This window comes from Peribacillus faecalis, assembly GCF_014712675.1.
Classification (GTDB): Bacteria; Bacillota; Bacilli; order Bacillales; family DSM-1321; genus Bacillus_AD; species Bacillus_AD faecalis.
Genome location: NZ_JACXSI010000001.1, coordinates 114,835 through 131,772, shown reverse-complemented (window position 1 = coordinate 131,772; position 16,938 = coordinate 114,835). Strand labels below are relative to the sequence as shown.

At 39.6% G+C, this 16,938-nt stretch carries 21 protein-coding genes; 16 read left to right on the top strand and 5 right to left on the bottom strand.

All coding sequences use genetic code 11. The features are described 5' to 3' along the window. The first annotated feature begins 1 nt into the window (after position 1). From IEO70_RS00630 to IEO70_RS00615, 4 genes are all read left to right on the top strand, one after another. Positions 2–979, top strand: coding sequence for an alpha-ketoacid dehydrogenase subunit beta (locus tag IEO70_RS00630; RefSeq protein ID WP_190996421.1), 978 nt, complete (start codon positions 2–4; stop codon positions 977–979). Between the two features lie 70 nt (positions 980–1,049). Next, positions 1,050–2,318 (top strand): dihydrolipoamide acetyltransferase family protein, encoded by a 1,269-nt coding sequence (locus IEO70_RS00625; RefSeq protein WP_407948216.1) that lies wholly within the window; start codon positions 1,050–1,052, stop codon positions 2,316–2,318. A 5-nt stretch (positions 2,319–2,323) separates the two neighbouring features. Continuing rightward, positions 2,324–3,733, top strand: a complete 1,410-nt coding sequence (gene lpdA / locus IEO70_RS00620; RefSeq protein ID WP_190996419.1) for a dihydrolipoyl dehydrogenase — start codon at positions 2,324–2,326, stop codon at positions 3,731–3,733. A gap of 545 nt (positions 3,734–4,278) precedes the next feature. Then, positions 4,279–4,533, top strand: coding sequence for a hypothetical protein (locus tag IEO70_RS00615; RefSeq protein WP_190996418.1), 255 nt, complete (start codon positions 4,279–4,281; stop codon positions 4,531–4,533). A 4-nt stretch (positions 4,534–4,537) separates the two neighbouring features. Here IEO70_RS00615 and IEO70_RS00610 read toward each other — a convergent pair whose 3' ends face one another. After that, the gene (locus IEO70_RS00610) at positions 4,538–4,975 is read right to left on the bottom strand and encodes a DUF1885 family protein (protein WP_190996417.1); all 438 of its coding nucleotides are present in this window, start codon (positions 4,973–4,975) and stop codon (positions 4,538–4,540) included. Positions 4,976–5,130: 155 nt separating this feature from the next. Between IEO70_RS00610 and IEO70_RS00605 the strand changes: the two genes are divergently transcribed. The 4 genes from IEO70_RS00605 (at position 5,131) to IEO70_RS00590 (ending at position 7,186) form a co-directional block, all read left to right on the top strand. After that, positions 5,131–5,430 carry a DUF3055 domain-containing protein gene (locus IEO70_RS00605; RefSeq protein ID WP_190996416.1) on the top strand — a complete coding sequence of 100 codons (300 nt, stop codon included), beginning with the start codon at positions 5,131–5,133 and terminating at the stop codon, positions 5,428–5,430. A gap of 229 nt (positions 5,431–5,659) precedes the next feature. Then, a complete protein-coding gene (locus IEO70_RS00600) occupies positions 5,660–5,773 on the top strand; it encodes a GapA-binding peptide SR1P (RefSeq protein ID WP_190996543.1) in 114 nt (37 codons plus the stop codon). A 165-nt stretch (positions 5,774–5,938) separates the two neighbouring features. After that, on the top strand, positions 5,939–6,895 hold the full coding sequence (locus IEO70_RS00595) for an NAD(P)H-dependent flavin oxidoreductase (protein WP_190996415.1): 957 nt from the start codon (positions 5,939–5,941) through the stop codon (positions 6,893–6,895). A gap of 21 nt (positions 6,896–6,916) precedes the next feature. After that, a complete protein-coding gene (locus tag IEO70_RS00590; protein ID WP_190996414.1) occupies positions 6,917–7,186 on the top strand; it encodes a UPF0223 family protein in 270 nt (89 codons plus the stop codon). A 140-nt stretch (positions 7,187–7,326) separates the two neighbouring features. Here the strand turns inward: IEO70_RS00590 and IEO70_RS00585 are convergent, their stop codons facing one another. Beyond that, positions 7,327–7,950, bottom strand: a complete 624-nt coding sequence (locus tag IEO70_RS00585; protein WP_190996413.1) for a YktB family protein — start codon at positions 7,948–7,950, stop codon at positions 7,327–7,329. Between the two features lie 116 nt (positions 7,951–8,066). Here IEO70_RS00585 and IEO70_RS00580 point away from each other — a divergent pair, with 116 nt between their 5' ends. Continuing rightward, positions 8,067–8,276 (top strand): hypothetical protein, encoded by a 210-nt coding sequence (locus IEO70_RS00580; protein WP_206711467.1) that lies wholly within the window; start codon positions 8,067–8,069, stop codon positions 8,274–8,276. A gap of 230 nt (positions 8,277–8,506) precedes the next feature. Here IEO70_RS00580 and IEO70_RS00575 read toward each other — a convergent pair whose 3' ends face one another. Beyond that, a complete protein-coding gene (locus tag IEO70_RS00575; protein ID WP_190996412.1) occupies positions 8,507–8,710 on the bottom strand; it encodes a DUF5325 family protein in 204 nt (67 codons plus the stop codon). 109 nt (positions 8,711–8,819) lie between these two features. On the opposite strand from IEO70_RS00575, the gene typA reads away from it, so the two are divergent. From typA to IEO70_RS00560, 3 genes are all read left to right on the top strand, one after another. After that, entirely contained in the window at positions 8,820–10,664 is a 1,845-nt protein-coding gene (gene typA, locus IEO70_RS00570) for a translational GTPase TypA (protein ID WP_190996411.1), read from the top strand. Between the two features lie 133 nt (positions 10,665–10,797). Beyond that, positions 10,798–11,121: a YlaH-like family protein gene (locus IEO70_RS00565; protein WP_206711450.1), complete on the top strand. Its 324-nt coding sequence runs from the start codon at positions 10,798–10,800 to the stop codon at positions 11,119–11,121. A gap of 40 nt (positions 11,122–11,161) precedes the next feature. Continuing rightward, entirely contained in the window at positions 11,162–11,449 is a 288-nt protein-coding gene (locus IEO70_RS00560) for a hypothetical protein (protein ID WP_190996410.1), read from the top strand. A 474-nt stretch (positions 11,450–11,923) separates the two neighbouring features. Here IEO70_RS00560 and IEO70_RS00555 read toward each other — a convergent pair whose 3' ends face one another. Next, positions 11,924–12,124 carry a YlaI family protein gene (locus tag IEO70_RS00555; protein WP_190996409.1) on the bottom strand — a complete coding sequence of 67 codons (201 nt, stop codon included), beginning with the start codon at positions 12,122–12,124 and terminating at the stop codon, positions 11,924–11,926. Between the two features lie 88 nt (positions 12,125–12,212). Between IEO70_RS00555 and IEO70_RS00550 the strand changes: the two genes are divergently transcribed. Further along, a complete protein-coding gene (locus tag IEO70_RS00550; RefSeq protein ID WP_190996408.1) occupies positions 12,213–12,668 on the top strand; it encodes a pyridoxamine 5'-phosphate oxidase family protein in 456 nt (151 codons plus the stop codon). Positions 12,669–12,894: 226 nt separating this feature from the next. Then, positions 12,895–14,226 carry a PhoH family protein gene (locus tag IEO70_RS00545; RefSeq protein WP_190996540.1) on the top strand — a complete coding sequence of 444 codons (1,332 nt, stop codon included), beginning with the start codon at positions 12,895–12,897 and terminating at the stop codon, positions 14,224–14,226. A 277-nt stretch (positions 14,227–14,503) separates the two neighbouring features. Here the strand turns inward: IEO70_RS00545 and IEO70_RS00540 are convergent, their stop codons facing one another. Then, on the bottom strand, positions 14,504–14,995 hold the full coding sequence (locus IEO70_RS00540; protein ID WP_190996407.1) for a peptidyl-prolyl cis-trans isomerase: 492 nt from the start codon (positions 14,993–14,995) through the stop codon (positions 14,504–14,506). A 231-nt stretch (positions 14,996–15,226) separates the two neighbouring features. On the opposite strand from IEO70_RS00540, the gene IEO70_RS00535 reads away from it, so the two are divergent. Both IEO70_RS00535 and IEO70_RS00530 read left to right on the top strand, forming a co-directional pair. After that, positions 15,227–15,508 carry a YlaN family protein gene (locus IEO70_RS00535; protein WP_190996406.1) on the top strand — a complete coding sequence of 94 codons (282 nt, stop codon included), beginning with the start codon at positions 15,227–15,229 and terminating at the stop codon, positions 15,506–15,508. A 175-nt stretch (positions 15,509–15,683) separates the two neighbouring features. Further along, on the top strand, positions 15,684–16,925 hold the full coding sequence (locus tag IEO70_RS00530) for an FtsW/RodA/SpoVE family cell cycle protein (protein ID WP_190996539.1): 1,242 nt from the start codon (positions 15,684–15,686) through the stop codon (positions 16,923–16,925). Positions 16,926–16,938: the final 13 nt, after the last annotated feature.

The following is a 16,938-nucleotide window of genomic DNA, read 5'->3' as shown; positions in this document are numbered from 1 at the left end:
GATGGCACAAATGACAATGATTCAAGCAATTACAGACGCACTGCGCACAGAAATGCGCAACGATGAGAAAGTTCTTGTGTTCGGGGAAGATGTTGGCGTAAACGGCGGCGTATTCCGTGCGACAGAAGGATTACAGCAAGAGTTTGGAGAAGAACGTGTATTTGATACACCGCTTGCAGAATCAGGTATTGGCGGTTTGGCAATTGGTCTTGGGCTGCAAGGCTATCGTCCGGTTCCTGAAATTCAATTTTTCGGCTTCGTTTTTGAAGTAATTGATAGTATTGCAGGACAAATGGCTCGTATGCGTTTCCGATCAGGAGGCAGATATAATTCTCCTGTAACTATTCGCTCTCCATTTGGCGGAGGTGTTCATACACCTGAAATGCATGCAGATAGCTTAGAAGGTTTAATGGCACAAACTCCGGGAGTTAAGGTTGTCATTCCATCTACACCTTATGATGCGAAAGGATTGCTCATTTCGGCAATTCGTGATAATGACCCAGTTATTTTTCTGGAGCACATGAAACTGTATCGTTCTTTCCGTGAAGAAGTACCTGAAGGAGAATATACGATTCCTCTTGGTGTAGCGGATGTAAAACGAGAAGGAACAGACCTGACGATAATTGCTTATGGAGCAATGGTGCACGAATCTCTTAAGGCTGCTGCGGAACTTGAAAAAGAAGGGAAATCTGTAGAGGTAATCGATCTTCGCACGATTAGCCCGCTGGATATAGATACAATTATTACTTCTGTTGAAAAAACAGGAAGAGCCATCGTAGTGCAAGAGGCACAAAAACAAGCGGGAATAGCCGCGAATGTAGTTGCTGAGATTAATGAGCGCGCCATTCTTAGCCTAGAAGCACCTGTATTAAGAGTGACAGCTGCTGACACGGTATATCCATTCTCACAAGCTGAGCAAGTTTGGTTGCCAAATTATAAGGATATTATTGAAACAGCGAATAAAGTATTGAATTTTTAATTAATGGTTTGGTGGATTTCAAACTAAAGTAACAAAATGGAGGTTGATTCAGTTGTCTTTTAAATTTAGAATGCCGGATATCGGTGAAGGAATACATGAAGGTGAGATTGTTAAATGGTTCATTAAGCCTGGTGACGATGTACAGGAAGATGACGTACTGTGCGAAGTGCAAAATGACAAAGCGGTTGTAGAAATCCCTTCTCCGGTAAAAGGAAAAGTGGAAGAAATATTGGTGGAAGAAGGTACGGTTGCGGTAGTGGGTGACGTACTGGTTACATTTGATGCACCTGGCTATGAAAATCTGTCATTCAAAGGCGATCACGGTGATGATGCTAAGGAAGAAGAGTCAAAACAGGAAGAACAGCCAAAACAAGAAGAACACAAGCAACCTGAAAGTGCTGAGAAAGCCGTAAAACCGAAACGTGTCATCGCGATGCCTTCTGTCAGAAAATATGCGCGTGAAAAAGGCGTAAATATTGCAGAAGTGGCTGGAAGTGGAGATAATGGACGTGTACTTAAAACAGATATTGATGCTTTCTTAACAGCGGATACAGTTAGTGAAACAGTGGAAACAGTCGAAACTGCTGAAAACGAAAAAGTAGAGAAAACGGATAATATCAAGGTTATTGAAGGTGAATTCCCGGAAACTTCAGAAAAAATGAGCGGAATTCGTAAAGCAATTGCCAAAGCTATGGTACACTCTAAACAGACAGCTCCTCACGTGACCCTTATGGATGAAATCGATGTGTCGAAATTAGTCGCACATCGCAATAAATTCAAGGCGATTGCAGCTGAAAAAGGAATTAAACTTACATTTTTACCTTATGTAGTGAAAGCGTTAACGAGTGCTTTACGTGAATATCCGATCTTCAATACATCAGTAAACGATGAAACAAGCGAGATTATTCATAAGCATTACTATAATATTGGAATAGCCGCAGATACGGATAAAGGTTTACTTGTTCCGGTCATTAAGCATGCGGATCGTAAGTCAGTATTCTCTATTTCAAATGAAATTAATACGCTTGCAACGAAAGCACGTGAAGGGAAGCTAGCTCCGAGTGAAATGAAAGGTGCATCATGCACAATTACGAATATCGGCTCAGCTGGTGGACAATGGTTTACACCTGTTATTAATCACCCAGAAGTCGCAATACTCGGAATCGGTAGAATTTCTGAAAAAGCGATTGTGAAGGATGGCGAAATTATTGCGGCACCGATGCTGGCACTTTCGTTAAGCTTTGATCACCGAATCATTGACGGAGCAACTGCTCAACATGCAATGAATCACATTAAACGCTTGTTGAACGACCCAGAATTACTATTAATGGAGGCGTAAGAAAAATGGTAGTAGGAGATTTCCCAATCGAGACAGAAACTCTTGTCATCGGGGCAGGGCCTGGTGGCTACGTTGCAGCAATTCGCGCAGCGCAATTAGGACAAAAAGTAACAGTGGTAGAGAAAGGCACAGTTGGCGGTGTTTGCTTAAACGTTGGATGTATCCCGTCAAAAGCATTAATCTCAGCCGGTCATCGCTATGAGCAAGCGAAACATTCAGAAGATATGGGTGTAATCGCTGAAAACGTGAAGCTTGACTTCTCTAAAGTACAAGCATTCAAAGAAAGCGTTGTTAACAAGCTTACTGGTGGTGTGGGCGCTTTATTAAAAGGCAATAACATTGAAACAGTTTATGGCGAAGCATATTTTGTCGATGCAAACACAGTTCGTGTAATGGATGAAAATTCAGCTCAAACTTATACATTCAAAAATGCAATTATCGCTACTGGTTCAACACCAATCGAAATTCCTGGCTTCAAATATTCAAAACGCATTATCAACTCAACTGGCGCTCTTAACTTAACTGAGCTTCCGAAATCAATGGTTGTAATCGGCGGAGGATACATAGGTACGGAGCTAAGCGGTGCTTATGCGAACTTCGGAACAGAAGTAACAATTTTAGAAGGTGGCCCTGAAATTCTTGGCGGTTTTGAAAAGCAAATGGCTGCTTTAGTTAAACGCAACTTCAAGAAAAAAGGCGTTAACATCGTTACATCTGCATTAGCTAAAGGCGTTGAAGAGTTTGAAGATAAAGTAATCGTAACGTACGAAGCAAACGGCAAGGAAGAAAAAGTGGAAGCGGAATATGTTCTTGTTACTGTAGGACGTAAACCGAACACGAAAGAAATCGGTTTAGAGCAAGCTGGCGTTAAAGTCGGCGACCGCGGATTAATCGAAATCGACAACCAATGCCGCACAAACGTAAGCAACATTTACGCAATTGGTGATATCGTGGCAGGTCTTCCATTAGCACATAAAGCATCTTACGAAGGTAAAATTGCTGCTGAAGCAATTGCTGGTCATCCATCAGTAATTGATTATTTAGCAATTCCTGCGGTGTGCTTCGCAGAGCCTGAATTGGCATCTGTAGGTTATACAGAAGCAGAAGCAAAAGCAGAAGGTATCGAAATCGCAGTCGGCAAATTCCCATTTGCTGCTAATGGACGTGCTCTTGCATTAAACAGCACAGACGGATTCTTGAAATTGATCACAAGAAAATCTGACGGACTTGTAATCGGCGGTCAAATCGCTGGTCAAGGCGCTTCAGACATGATTGCGGAAATCGGTTTAGCGATTGAAGCAGGGATGACAGCGGAAGATATCGCAATGACAATTCATGCCCATCCAACTTTAGGTGAAATTACAATGGAAGCTGCAGAAGTAGCGCTAGGAAATCCAATTCATATTGTAAAATAAGCTGAAAATAAAAAGGTTATCAATCTAGCATTGCTATTTTGATAACCTTTTTTTGATGAAATTAATCAGGGAGAACCGGTGACGGTTTTACTGCAAAAATCTTACTAGTCTTTGTCTAGCCCCAGCGGCCAGCCAGTGTTCATCTTGGATAATCTCCCTTGAGTATCTTGTCAAATTCATGACTGATAAGTGATGAATTTGACAGCTCTATGGTCTAAGCCAAATCACTTCAGAAATCTTACAATTTCCTACGTGATTCGTCTTATGCAGGTCGGAGGCTCTCAGGACGAGAGTCACAGCGACGAAGATATGCGGACGTAGCGTTTTTAGTCGCTGTACCATACTTGCGGGCCGCTTTCGCTTTTCGGTTTCCGCATGTCTCCTTTTAATTTGCGACATATTTAAGATGGTAATCATCTGTAGACGCTGAGAATTTTTGAGTATGTGCCCTCCCAAAAGGACCGGTGACGGTTTTTCGATAGAATACTGTTTGAATTAAAACATATAATATAGAATCAGATTTTTCATTGTCGGGGATGATGTTATTGAAATTATATGTAGTTCTGATGCTGCAATGGATTGTGTGGAGCTGCTTTACGTTAGCGGAGTGGCTTTCACAGCATGATCGCTTATTATTTAAAGCAATTATGTTTTTGTTGTTTTTCCAATTATCGCTTGTAATTGGGAAAAAGATTTTAAAGTCTTCTTTTTCGGCAGCGTGTATGACGATTGTCAGTTTAGTAACCTACATGGCAGTTCATCTCGTTTTGCAGCAGTGGACAGGGCCAATCGGGACATAAGCGGTTATCTTCTTTTGTAATGATACATGACACGGTTGTTGAATAAGTGCAGTTCTCCATGAAGTTGTTTTGATAAAAATTTGCAAAACTCATTAGCTTTTGCTTTATCTCCGTGAGTGGACTTGGATGTAAGGGTAATTTGTATATAACTTTGAAGACGGTCTTCATTTTGGTGTTTTAATATTTCTTGGTTAACGGCAACGATTAATGCGCTGTAGCGATCCATGTCAGAATGTAATGTGAACCACCGTCCTTTTCCTTCTTCTGTTTCTTGAATTTCATACGGAAAAGCGTACCGATCGTAATCCCAGCCTAATTGCTTGCCGGTCTTTCCTGTTATCTCTTTGTAATAAAGGAATAATTTTTTTAGCTCATCTGTCGTAATCGTTTGCTTTAAAGAAGCCGGCACGAGTTTAATGTAAGCGTGACTGTTGCTTTCCATTCTTTTCTCCTCCTTATCTGTTTTCTTCTTTAACTATATTCTAGCATCTGAAAAAGATGAAAAACCATCCTGAATAGGTTTAAAATATAATTTACAAAAATTGTAAATTAATATAAGGTTAATGTAATATTATCTTATTAAAGGGGGAAGGTGCAATGGAGCTTTTTGATAAGTTGTATGATGAGTTTGAAAATGCTAAAGTTCGATTTATCGGTTTTACGACAAATCATACCCGTTATGATTTCGGCATTATTTACACGAATATGTTTTTTGGTAAGCCATTGGTGGTTTGTATGCAAACCGGACGCTCGTCTCTCCTTGAACAAAAAGATATTGAAGATCTGGATCACTTGCAATCAACTTTTAAAATATCAACGCGTGAGCAAGCGAAAGATTTAGCTGATTTTTTTCTCGAAGAATTGCCGGAAGTGCCTTTTCAGTCTGAATATGATTGAACTGCAACATAAGTTTGATAAAAAATATATGAGGACCTCAGGAAGCATTATTTGAGGTCCTTTTTTAGATTGTGTTTGTTTAGTGGTTATTAAAATATCAAAATATTTGATAAAAATGTTAAATGTTACATACAATTTAGGCTTGATATTTTAATTGTGTTATATTATTATAAATTCAAGCGAATAAAGCGTTTACAATAAATCGTAAAGGGGAATACAAATGGGAATTATGGGAACTATTGTTTGTCAAACATGCAACGATACGATTGAATCTTTTGAAAACGAAAAAGTGAGTGTTTTATACTCGAAATGCGATAACTGCCATTCTCACGAAGAGAAGTAATTATATGATAGGGCCTATCTGAATTATTCAGATAAGCTCTTTTTCTTTTTAAAGAGAAGATAAACTTTTTGAACATGGATAGCTCGGTTTTTCTTTTTGGGCGACATATTAAAGAACTTCCATTAAAATTAAAGGTAGTTCCAATATTTGTGAGGAGGAATGACGATGAATTGGGAAACGAGAGTAACGCAATTGCTGGGGATTCGCTATCCTGTTATTCAGGGAGGGTTGGCTTATCTCGCCTATTCAGATTTGGCGGCAGCAGTAAGCAATGCCGGAGGGTTGGGGCAAATTACGGCGATGAGCCTTAAAGACCCTGAAGATTTAAAAAAAGAAATGCGCCTCGTTAAAGAAATGACGGATCAGCCGTTTGGCGTTAACTTCGCAATCGGACAGCAAGGAAGACCGTTTGAAAGCTATGTCGAGGCAGCGCTCGAAGAAGGCATGAAAATCGCTACCATTACCGGCGGCAATCCGAAGCTTGTTTTCGATGTGTTGGAAGGGACAGATGTGAAGAAGCTTGTATTAGTTGCTTCTAAGAGGCAGGCCCAAAAAGCAGAGGAGCTCGGTGCTGATGCGGTTATGGTTGTCGGCCAAGAAGGAGGCGGCCACTTAGGCAGAGATGATGTCGGTACATTTGTGTTAGTGCCGCAAGTTGTCGATGCGGTTTCAATCCCGGTCATTGCTTCAGGAGGGATTGGTGACGGCAGAGGATTGATGGCAGCTTTAAGTTTAGGTGCTGAAGGTATCGAAATGGGCACACGTTTCATCGCCACAAAGGAATGCGTTCACGCAAGCGATGCTTATAAACAAGCGCTCATTAACGGCACAGAACGCGATACGGTCGTTATTAAACGTTCGATTGGAGCGCCTGCCCGCGCTTTATCCAATTCGTGGACGGATCAAATTTTACAATTAGAAAAAGAAGATGTAGGATATAAAGGATTAAAAGAGTACATTAGTGGAGAAACAAATAAAAGGTACATATATGAAGGTAAAGTCGATGAAGGCTTTGCTTGGGCAGGACAAGTGCTTGGCTTAATTAAAGATGTGCCTACCGTTGCCGAATTATTCAGTTCAATGATTTCGACAGCAGAGAGTATTCGCACTAAGTGGCAATAACTGATGAAAGAGTGAAGAAAAATGGAATATCAATATCCGATTGACATTGATTGGAGCACAGAAGAAATCGTTGATGCAATTGCCTTTTTTGAAGCGGTCGAGCAAGCGTATGAAAAAGGTATCGAAAGAGACTTGCTGATGACGAAGTACCGCCGTTTTAAAGAGATTGTTCCGAGCATTGCCGGAGAAAAAACAATTTGCAAAGAGTTTGAAGAAGTTAGCGGATATTCATCATACCGAGTTGTGCAAGCGGCTAAAGCCGGCGCAAACGGTGATCGAATAAAGCTATAAAACGAACGGGTATGTAAATTTTTGTATTTACATACCCGTTCGTTTTAAAGTACAATACAATTAAAGACTTCCAAGTTTTAACCTGTTTTTTACGATTTCACAAGTTAATTCGTTCTCTTATAAGTACAATTAATTATAATTTAGTTTAATTTGTACAGCGGCATTAATTGCTTGAATGTATCGGTTATCTTTTTAATCAATTCTTCTCCGGACATCTTGACCGCCTGTTCTTGAGGGATTTGAACGCCACATAGCAATTCCGCTTTTTTTACTGTTTGGAGTCGAGTAAACATTAATTCCAAATCTTCCTTGGATAAGTCTTGATGCTTTTGGCTTCCAGGCTGCATATGGTCGACTGACCAAACAAAGTCTGCTGGTACGTGGTTTTGGATGAAATCAATATTTTTTAAGAATTTTTTTCCAATCTCAACTTTAGCAGGTGCTTCATAAATGACAGCATACCAGATGAACAAATGAGTACCCCACAATCCGATTTGAAAATGCGGCATCATTTTGTATCCGCGCTTATTGGGAGCAAAGGCAACCCATGTATCTTTAGGAGGATTGATTGTGCGTCTTGCGTGCTTTGCCACATGAGGGAAGATTTCATCTCCGGACAGAATCGACAATTCTTGAGAGAAATGTAGACCTAATTCGTTCAATTTTGGTCTGATTGTTTCAATTAAAGCCTCCATTCTAGATTCAAGTCCTTCAATCTCAAATACGTTAAAATCTTGTTCTGTAAATCCTTGAAACTGTTCCATATTACAATCTCCTTGTATCGACAATATTTACAATTAGTTTATCATACTGAGGCAGATAATGAGAACGATTGTGCTGTTTTAGGTTTTGAAAATCTGTTTGTAAAAGGGGTAATGGTATGAAACAAACGTTAAATTATGCATTAATTGTTGAAGAAATAAAGGCGAACCGGAATTATCAGTTTCGTGAGGAGTTAGATTCCGAGCTTGGAAAACTATATGAGGCTATGCAAATGAATAATGATGAAGCAAAAAATAAATGTAAACAAAATTTGATGCGTATTCGCAGGGAACTGATGGATTTAAATGAGGATTTCGGTCGTAAATAATTTATATACTAAAAAAACCGCAATTTTTTCAAGATTGCGGTTTTTTTTAGTTTGAGAATCGTCATCGACGTTCAGCTTCAGCGCCCAGCGCCTAGTTTACTTCGGCAACCTCCTTACGATAAGTCAACATCGAACACTGTCGTTCTTCGTGTTTCCTTTATCTCTGAGAGAGAATCGCCACGGTCGCATGTCTTCGTCTACGGTGCTAAACGGGGCGCTTACGCGTTTGATTATAAACGTCCTGCTTCTCGGTATTTTTTTTTCAACACGAACCCATATCCCATGACAGCACATAAAGCAATTAAGGATATAATAATACCAGCAATGCTACCTAAGCCGCCGATAATCTCACGAAGCCCAATGCTGATACCGACTCCGGCCATACAAACTGCTGCGAGTATTGCTAAAAATAAGAAAATTACTTTGTCACCCATATTATCACCTCGTCAAAATTATTGTACAGAAAAAAATTGTTTTTTTCCACTATCAGTGTCAGTGTGTTATAATGTTTTAGTTAATCTTAAATAGTAGGAGTGGAATTGCTTGAATTATCGTAACGATATCCGCAATATTGCCATTATTGCCCACGTTGACCATGGTAAAACAACATTGGTTGACCAATTATTAAAACAGTCAGGAACTTTCCGTGAAAACGAGCAAGTTGCTGAACGTGCCATGGACTCAAATGACATCGAAAGAGAACGCGGAATTACAATCTTAGCTAAAAATACAGCTGTTCAATATAAAGATACAAGAATCAATATTCTTGATACTCCTGGACATGCCGACTTTGGCGGTGAAGTAGAACGTATCATGAAAATGGTTGATGGCGTAGTCCTTGTTGTTGACGCATATGAAGGATGCATGCCGCAAACACGTTTCGTATTGAAAAAAGCATTAGAACAAAAAATTACGCCAATCGTTGTTGTAAACAAAATTGACCGTGATTTTGCAAGACCGGAAGAAGTAGTAGACGAAGTAATCGACTTATTCATCGAGCTTGATGCGACAGAAGATCAGTTAGAATTCCCTGTAGTATACGCTTCAGGAATCAACGGTACATCTTCATTAAGCCCGAACCCGGCAGATCAGGAAGATAATATGCAATCATTATTCGAAACGATTGTAGAAAAAATTCCTGCTCCGATCGACAACAGCGAAGATCCGCTTCAATTCCAAATTGCATTATTGGATTATAACGACTACGTTGGACGTATTGGTATCGGTCGTGTATTCCGCGGAACAATGAAGGTTGGCCAGCAAGTTGCTCTTATGAAACTTGATGGATCAGTAAAACAATTCCGTGTAACGAAAATTTTCGGTTTCACAGGATTAAAACGTATTGAAATTGACGAAGCAAAAGCAGGCGATTTGGTTGCTGTATCAGGAATGGAAGACATTAACGTAGGTGAAACTGTATGTCCGGTTGAACATCAAGAAGCACTTCCTGTACTTCGTATTGATGAGCCTACACTTCAAATGACGTTCTTAGTAAACAACAGCCCGTTTGCCGGTCGTGAAGGTAAATGGGTAACAGCTCGTAAAATCGAAGAGCGTCTTCAATTGCAACTGCAAACAGACGTGAGTTTACGTGTTGATCCGACTGATTCTCCAGATGCTTGGATTATCTCAGGACGCGGTGAGCTTCACTTATCAATTCTAATCGAGAACATGAGACGTGAAGGCTTCGAGCTTCAAGTTTCTAAACCTGAAGTAATTGTTCGTGAAATCGACGGCGTTCGCTGCGAACCTGTTGAGCGCGTTCAAATCGACATTCCGGAAGAGCATACTGGTGCAATTATGGAATCTCTTGGCGCTCGTAAAGGTGAAATGCTTGATATGGTCAACAATGGAAGCGGTCAAGTTCGTCTGACATTCTTAGTGCCGGCACGTGGTCTAATTGGATACACAACTGAATTCTTAACGTTAACACGTGGATTCGGTATCTTGAACCATACATTTGACAGCTACAAGCCAATGGCTCAAGGACAAGTTGGCGGACGTCGTCAAGGTGTACTTGTATCAATGGATTCAGGTAAAGCGACTCAATACGGTATTATGGGTGTTGAAGACCGTGGTGTGATCTTCGTTGAGCCAGGTACTGAAATTTACGAAGGTATGATTGTCGGAGAGCATAACCGTGAAAATGACTTGACAGTTAACATCGTAAAAGCTAAACAAATGACTAATATGCGTTCGGCAAACAAAGACCAAACATCAACAATGAAAAAAGCGCGTATTATGTCTCTTGAGGAATCATTAGAATACTTGAACGAAGATGAGTATTGCGAAGTAACACCTGAAAGCATCCGTTTACGTAAAAAAATCCTTGATAAAGGTGAACGTGAACGTGTAGCGAAAAAGAAAAAATACGCTGAAACAAACTAATTTCCCGTATTTTTAATACGAAATTTCACAAGCCTAACACATCTTATGCTTTAAACGAAGCTATAAGATGTGTTAGGCTATTATTGTATATAAAGGCAATTTTTAGTAAGTTACAAAGCGGGAGGAACTAGGGATGGAAGCTAATATTACAGAACGGTTAACTTTTTTTGCATCGCTGTTTGAAATTGATAAAAATCCGGAACAAGGAATGTGGTATTTATACATTACTGTGCTTATTCTATCTATAATTGTCTATAAATTGGGATTTGCAAGAAAACTTTCGTTGTTGAAAAATATCATCATCTATATCTGTTTGGCGTTCGGCTGCACGATTTTGACTTTCTTCGCAGCGTTTTTGCCGATGGCTGAGGGATTGCTGATCATTGCATTATTCCTTGGAATTTACCGTTTTCGATTGTTTCTTCACCGCAGAGCACAAAGCGGCGATCATGCATAAGATTAAATGAGCGATGCAAAATGATTGAAGGGAGCGATTGATGTTGAGATCTTTACAGGATGCGATATATAATTGGCTGTCGATTAAAGTAGTATGTGAAGCACGTCCGGATGATACGGCTGCTAAAGAGACAGAACAAGATTTTTCGCGACTGTTACAAGAAGAGTATGCAGTATCACATATTCAGGTAGAAAAAGAGGAAGAGCTTTACTTTGTTTCATGCCATTCAAAAGGTGAAGAACATACATACCGTTTTCCAAAAGAATTGATCGACTGTATGCTTGATAGCATTAAGGAAAACCCGGACAGATATCGGAATTATGAATGAAAAATAAAAAAAGGTAAGTGTACGATTAATCGTGTACTTACCTTTTTTTAGGCATATAATAGTACTAAGCTTCGGGTTTCTCGTGTGATTCATCTTAGTCCTATCGTATGGCTCCTTTTTCATTGAAGTGAATCTAAGTTAGCATTTCATGATGAAAAAGGACCGGTGCCGGTTTTTCTCGATGTCTAGCTCTAGCGACCAGCCTCTCGAGGACATAAGCCAATCCGTCTGGAAGGTGAAAAGCAACCTTCCAACCGGCTTGTCTTATGCTGGTCGAGGCTGAACGGGCCGCTTCCGCTTTTGCCGATGTCTAACCTTACACCTGCCATACTCGGTCCTAAGCTGCCTCCCCCAAGAAACCAAAGGCGGGTTTCTCGTGTGATTCATCTTAGTCCTCCCGTATGGCTCCTTTTTCATCGAAGTGAATCTAAGTAGCATTTCATGATGAAAAAGGACCGGTGCCGGTTTTTCGATTTACCAGTCATTATCTTTTGGGGTTGGCTTGCGGAAAACGAAGTTACCTGTTTCGATTCTTGCTGTTGTATTTTTTTCTATGCGATTGTGGCAAGTATGGCACATAAACGTATGTATAGGTCGATTGCGCAGTTTTTTTGCAGTCGGCGAATCATCTTTTAGTACTTCGATATTATCGCATATCACACATTTTACTCTCATTTTACACCTCTAGCTTGTTTTGTAATGCTAGTATATCATGTATAGCATATAAGTGAAATTTGTAAAAATAATAAAAGGAGAGATTTGAATGGCTAATATTGTGGAAGACCAGTTATTTCAGCCCCTTTTAAGCGAGCTGCAAAAGAAACAATTTGTCATTTTGTCTACAGTTGACTTTGAATCCGGAGCTCCGGATGTGAATGCAATTTCATGGGTTTACGCAAAGGATGAACGGACGATTGTTTTCGCTGTTGCAGCGAAATCTAAAATTGTTCAAAATATTGAGCGTTCGAATCAGGCGGTTATTACGCTTATAGCGAATGAATCCACTTATTCCATAAGTGGTGAAACTTCTGTTAAGAAACAGTTAATAGAAGGCATTACGTTAAAGTTATCGCTAATAGAGCTACATATTAAAGAAGTTAGGGATGTTATGTTTTACGGATCAAAAATCGTTTCTAAACCGCAATATGAAACGACCTATGATCAAGAGGCGGCGGATAAGCTCGATTTGCAGGTAATAGAGGCATTAAGACAGGCTTAGTCATTTATGGCTAAGTCTTTTTCGTCAGAAAAACGTCTCCATAGATGTTTTTTTGTGTTATATTTAGAATATTCAGTAAACAAGAGCTTTGCTTTGCTCTTCTAACTTCGGAGATAAGAACATATATTTTAGCAATACTTATATAGGGTTCATATAATGATACTATAAGTGCCAAAGCTTCAATTTCATGGACAGTATCATTGAATTATATCCGGCAGGAGGCATTATATTGAACAAAATATACGTGTTAGATACGAACGTCTTATTGCAGGATCCGTATTCGATTTTCTCATTCGAGGATAACGAGGTTATTATCCCCGCTGTTGTTCTTGAAGAAGTCGATTCGAAAAAGAGAAATATGGATGAAGTGGGGAGGAACGCCAGACAAATATCGAAACTAATCGATCAACTCAGAAAAAATGGGAAGCTTCATGAACAAATAAGTTTGCATAATGGGGGCACCATTAGAATTGAATTAAACCATAAATTTTTTCATCAATTACAAGAAATATTTGTAGAAAAAACAAATGATAACCGCATATTGGCGGTTGCAAAAAATTTATCAATTCAAGAGCAGCTGAAGGAAAAAGGGAAACAGGTCATTCTCGTCAGCAAAGATACGCTAGTGCGTGTCAAGGCCGATGCAATCGGGTTGTTGGCAGAAGATTATTTGAATGACAGAGTAGTAAATTTAGATCAAATCTATAGCGGTTTAGTGGAGATTCAGATTGACCAGGAAATGATGAAAAACTTTTATGAACAGGGAGAACTGGCTCTGAACATGATTACGAAAAAACAGCTGTATCCGAATGAATTCATACTGATGAAAGATGTTCTTGGCAGCAGGGCATCCGCTATCGGCATAGTCAACTATAACGCGACAAAAGTAAAACGGTTAATTTTTGATCAAGAACGGGTTTGGGGCATCAAGGCGAGAAATGTGCAGCAAACAATGGCTTTAGAATTGCTGCTGCGTGAAGATATTCCGCTTGTCACGATGGTTGGGAAAGCGGGTACGGGCAAAACGTTGTTGGCGCTGGCGGCGGCATTGATGCAAACCGAGGATCTTAGAAAATATCAAAAGTTATTTGTCGCAAGACCCATAGTGCCTTTAGGCAAGGACATCGGTTATTTGCCGGGGGAAAAGAGCGAAAAACTGCGACCGTGGATGCAGCCGATATTCGATAATCTGGAGCATTTGTTTAACACAAAGAAACCTGGCGAGCTCGATGCGATACTCTCCGGTATAAATTCTATCGAAGTCGAAGCGTTGACATACATTAGGGGGCGCAGTATACCGGAGCAATTCATTATTATCGATGAGGCACAAAACTTAACGAAACATGAAGTGAAAACGATATTGACACGGGTAGGGGAGCGGAGCAAAATTGTTTTAATGGGTGACCCCGAACAAATCGATCATCCGTATTTAGATGAATACAACAATGGTTTAACGTACGTGGTTGAGAAATTTAAAAGTGAGAGTGTAAGCGGGCACATAAAGCTTGTGAAGGGGGAAAGGTCAATATTGGCTCAGCTGGCGGCCAATATATTGTAGGGAGATACTTGATAGGATCTCATAGCTTTAAAAGACTGTGCCGACTTGCAGGATGAATCCCTGGTCAACACAGTCCTTTTTTTATATGTTACATTGTCTAACCTTATATCCGCCATGGTCGGAAGCCTACAGGATGTAGGTGACATCGGCGAAGACATGCGGACGTAGCGTCCCTAGTCGCTGTTCCTTACTTGCGGGTCGCTTCCGCTTATCGGTTCCCGCATGTCTCCTTTTTGATTGGCAAAAAAATATCAAAAAGGACAGGTGACGCTTTCTCTTATTCAATAATAAATTCGCGCACTTTTGTGATTTTATCTGTATCGTTATTATTGTAGTAAACATGAATCGGGCCGTCTTCAGTCAGTGCTTTTCCTTGGTTGGAGAAGCAAAGAACAAACTGATATGCCTGTTCGATCGGAAATGCATGGTTTCCTTCTTCGCTGACAACGATTACTGTTTCGGCAGTTTCGGTTGGGGCGCTGTTTTTTAAAAAATCACGGAACAATATTCCGAAAGTTTCTGTTGTCAATTGTTCTTTGATTGTTTTTTTCTTCTCTTTTTTCTCACTCGGAGGTGTTGCGCCTTCTGTTACTTCTCGATCCCAATGTTCAGAAGCGGCTTTTGTATATGCTTCTAATTGATCTTCTTCTTGAATTGCAGCGCCGAAGAAGTCTTCTAATTTTTGCTTGCGGTCATCAAATAGCCATACGCTTGGATCTAGAGTAATTGAATAGCCGACGTTTCCTTTAATTTGAACAATGCTTTCCATGATTATCCCTCATTTACATATAGTTGTCTTATTTATTATATCGAAGTTGAATAAGACTGGAAATTACAAAGCCTCAAGATGGTGTCAAAAGACGGACTATTTACTTAATTCTTATTTTTGAGTATTGATTGTCATATACCATCATATATTTCCTTGCTTTTTTACTATATTGAGGTTAAAATTTATAGATAGATTAGTTAGTTAATCGCTCTGAAATGGGGGATTTGAGAAATGACGTCGGAAACGATTTTACAACATCAGGAGAGAGCGTATGCTTTATTGAAAGCAGATGCTGATAAAATCTTAAAGTTAATAAAAGTGCAGATGGATAATTTGACAATGCCCCAATGCCCGCTTTATGAGGAAGTTCTTGATACACAGATGTACGGTTTATCGCGTGAGATTGATTACGCAGTTAGATTAGGATTAGTGAAGGAAGAACAGGGGAAAGCGCTTCTGGATCAACTGGAGCGACAATTATCAGCTTTACATGAAGCTTCTGTGAAAAAATAACATGTGTTAAAAACTCAAACAATGTCAAAGGTTGTTTGAGTTTTTTTACTTATTGAAGGCATTCACTCAATTATATTCTCGTGTATAATAAAAGAGTGTGTTTATTCGATTACATAACATGCAACTAAAATAAAATCTATGAAAATAAGTAAGGATGTTTTCAATGTTAAAAAAAATTGTGAAATCCATTGCGAAATCCTATGATTATAGTTTAATTGCTGCTATTTTTATTATCAGTATTTTTGGACTGATCATGGTTTATAGCGCCAGTATGGTTTGGGGCCCTTCAGTATATGGGTATGAGAGTGATTTCTTCTTCCAGAAACAAAAATTGAATTTGCTCGTTGCACTTGCAGTTTTTTTGTTTTTTGCTATTTTCCCTTACAAAGCATATGAATCAAAGAATGTGCTGTATTTAATTTTCTTCGGTTCTCTCGGAGTTCTGTCTGCACTTTTGATTCTTGGCCATACAGCCGGAAATGCGCAAAGCTGGTTTAAGCTTGGAGCACGAAGTATCCAACCTTCAGAATTCATAAAGGTGGGCGTCATTATCTATTTGTCCGCTGTGTATGCAAAAAAACAAGATTATCTTGATAAATTTAACGTAGGGGTTCTTCCTCCTATTTTGTTTTTGGTTTTTGTGTGCGGTCTGGTTGCGTTACAGCCGGATTTCGGAACAGCAGCCATTATTGCGTTGATTGCTGCGACAGTCATAATGTCTTCAGGAATAGGGAAAAAGAATATTATGAAACTTTTTGCTATTGCCATGGCAGTAGTATTAATTGTTTCTCCGTTTATTTATTTACTTAAAGATGATATCTTTACCGAAAACAGAATGGGACGTATCTCCAGTTTTATGGATCCGTTTGAATACGAACAATCAACCGGCTATCAAGTCGTTAACGGCTATATTGCGATGGGCACGGGTGGCCTGACTGGAACAGGCTTAGGCAACAGTGTGCAAAAGTACGGTTATTTACCTGAACCTCACACCGATTTTATAATGGCCATCATTGTGGAAGAGCTTGGACTGATTGGTGTAATCATTGTTTTTGGGTGTCTTGGCTTTATCGTATTAAAAGGGTTTTGGATATCCACTAAATGCACCAATGCTTTCGGCAGTTTGCTCGCCATTGGGATTTCCAGCATGATCGGCATACAAACCTTTATAAACTTAGGCGGCCTTACAGGAATTATACCAATTACGGGCGTTCCTTTGCCATTCGTCAGTTATGGAGGTTCCTCGAGTGTGCTTTTGGCAATAGCGATGGGGATTTTAGTGAACATCTCAATGTTTAATAAATATGACAAAAAGTATAAAAGTAAACAAACATTGCAGTATCCTAAAGAAGAGCAACAAACAAACTATTATCAGCAAAACAAATATGTTTCCCGTTTTAACAGTCAGCAGATGTAAATTCTGCTGACTT

What these genes read in the sequence shown, in the direction of transcription:
- IEO70_RS00540 (WP_190996407.1), bottom strand. Translation starts at nt 14,995, where the DNA reads ATGGAAAGCATTGTTCAAATTAAAGGAAACGTCGGCTATTCAATTACT.
- IEO70_RS00590 (WP_190996414.1), top strand. Translation starts at nt 6,917, where the DNA reads ATGGAATATCAATATCCGATTGACATTGATTGGAGCACAGAAGAAATC.
- IEO70_RS00600 (WP_190996543.1), top strand. Translation starts at nt 5,660, where the DNA reads ATGGGAACTATTGTTTGTCAAACATGCAACGATACGATTGAATCTTTT.
- IEO70_RS00550 (WP_190996408.1), top strand. Translation starts at nt 12,213, where the DNA reads ATGGCTAATATTGTGGAAGACCAGTTATTTCAGCCCCTTTTAAGCGAG.
- IEO70_RS00595 (WP_190996415.1), top strand. Translation starts at nt 5,939, where the DNA reads ATGAATTGGGAAACGAGAGTAACGCAATTGCTGGGGATTCGCTATCCT.
- IEO70_RS00565 (WP_206711450.1), top strand. Translation starts at nt 10,798, where the DNA reads ATGGAAGCTAATATTACAGAACGGTTAACTTTTTTTGCATCGCTGTTT.
- IEO70_RS00610 (WP_190996417.1), bottom strand. Translation starts at nt 4,975, where the DNA reads ATGGAAAGCAACAGTCACGCTTACATTAAACTCGTGCCGGCTTCTTTA.
- IEO70_RS00575 (WP_190996412.1), bottom strand. Translation starts at nt 8,710, where the DNA reads ATGGGTGACAAAGTAATTTTCTTATTTTTAGCAATACTCGCAGCAGTT.
- IEO70_RS00580 (WP_206711467.1), top strand. Translation starts at nt 8,067, where the DNA reads ATGAAACAAACGTTAAATTATGCATTAATTGTTGAAGAAATAAAGGCG.
- IEO70_RS00625 (WP_407948216.1), top strand. Translation starts at nt 1,050, where the DNA reads ATGCCGGATATCGGTGAAGGAATACATGAAGGTGAGATTGTTAAATGG.
- IEO70_RS00560 (WP_190996410.1), top strand. Translation starts at nt 11,162, where the DNA reads ATGTTGAGATCTTTACAGGATGCGATATATAATTGGCTGTCGATTAAA.
- IEO70_RS00555 (WP_190996409.1), bottom strand. Translation starts at nt 12,124, where the DNA reads ATGAGAGTAAAATGTGTGATATGCGATAATATCGAAGTACTAAAAGAT.
- IEO70_RS00605 (WP_190996416.1), top strand. Translation starts at nt 5,131, where the DNA reads ATGGAGCTTTTTGATAAGTTGTATGATGAGTTTGAAAATGCTAAAGTT.
- IEO70_RS00535 (WP_190996406.1), top strand. Translation starts at nt 15,227, where the DNA reads ATGACGTCGGAAACGATTTTACAACATCAGGAGAGAGCGTATGCTTTA.
- IEO70_RS00630 (WP_190996421.1), top strand. Translation starts at nt 2, where the DNA reads ATGGCACAAATGACAATGATTCAAGCAATTACAGACGCACTGCGCACA.
- lpdA (WP_190996419.1), top strand. Translation starts at nt 2,324, where the DNA reads ATGGTAGTAGGAGATTTCCCAATCGAGACAGAAACTCTTGTCATCGGG.
- IEO70_RS00585 (WP_190996413.1), bottom strand. Translation starts at nt 7,950, where the DNA reads ATGGAACAGTTTCAAGGATTTACAGAACAAGATTTTAACGTATTTGAG.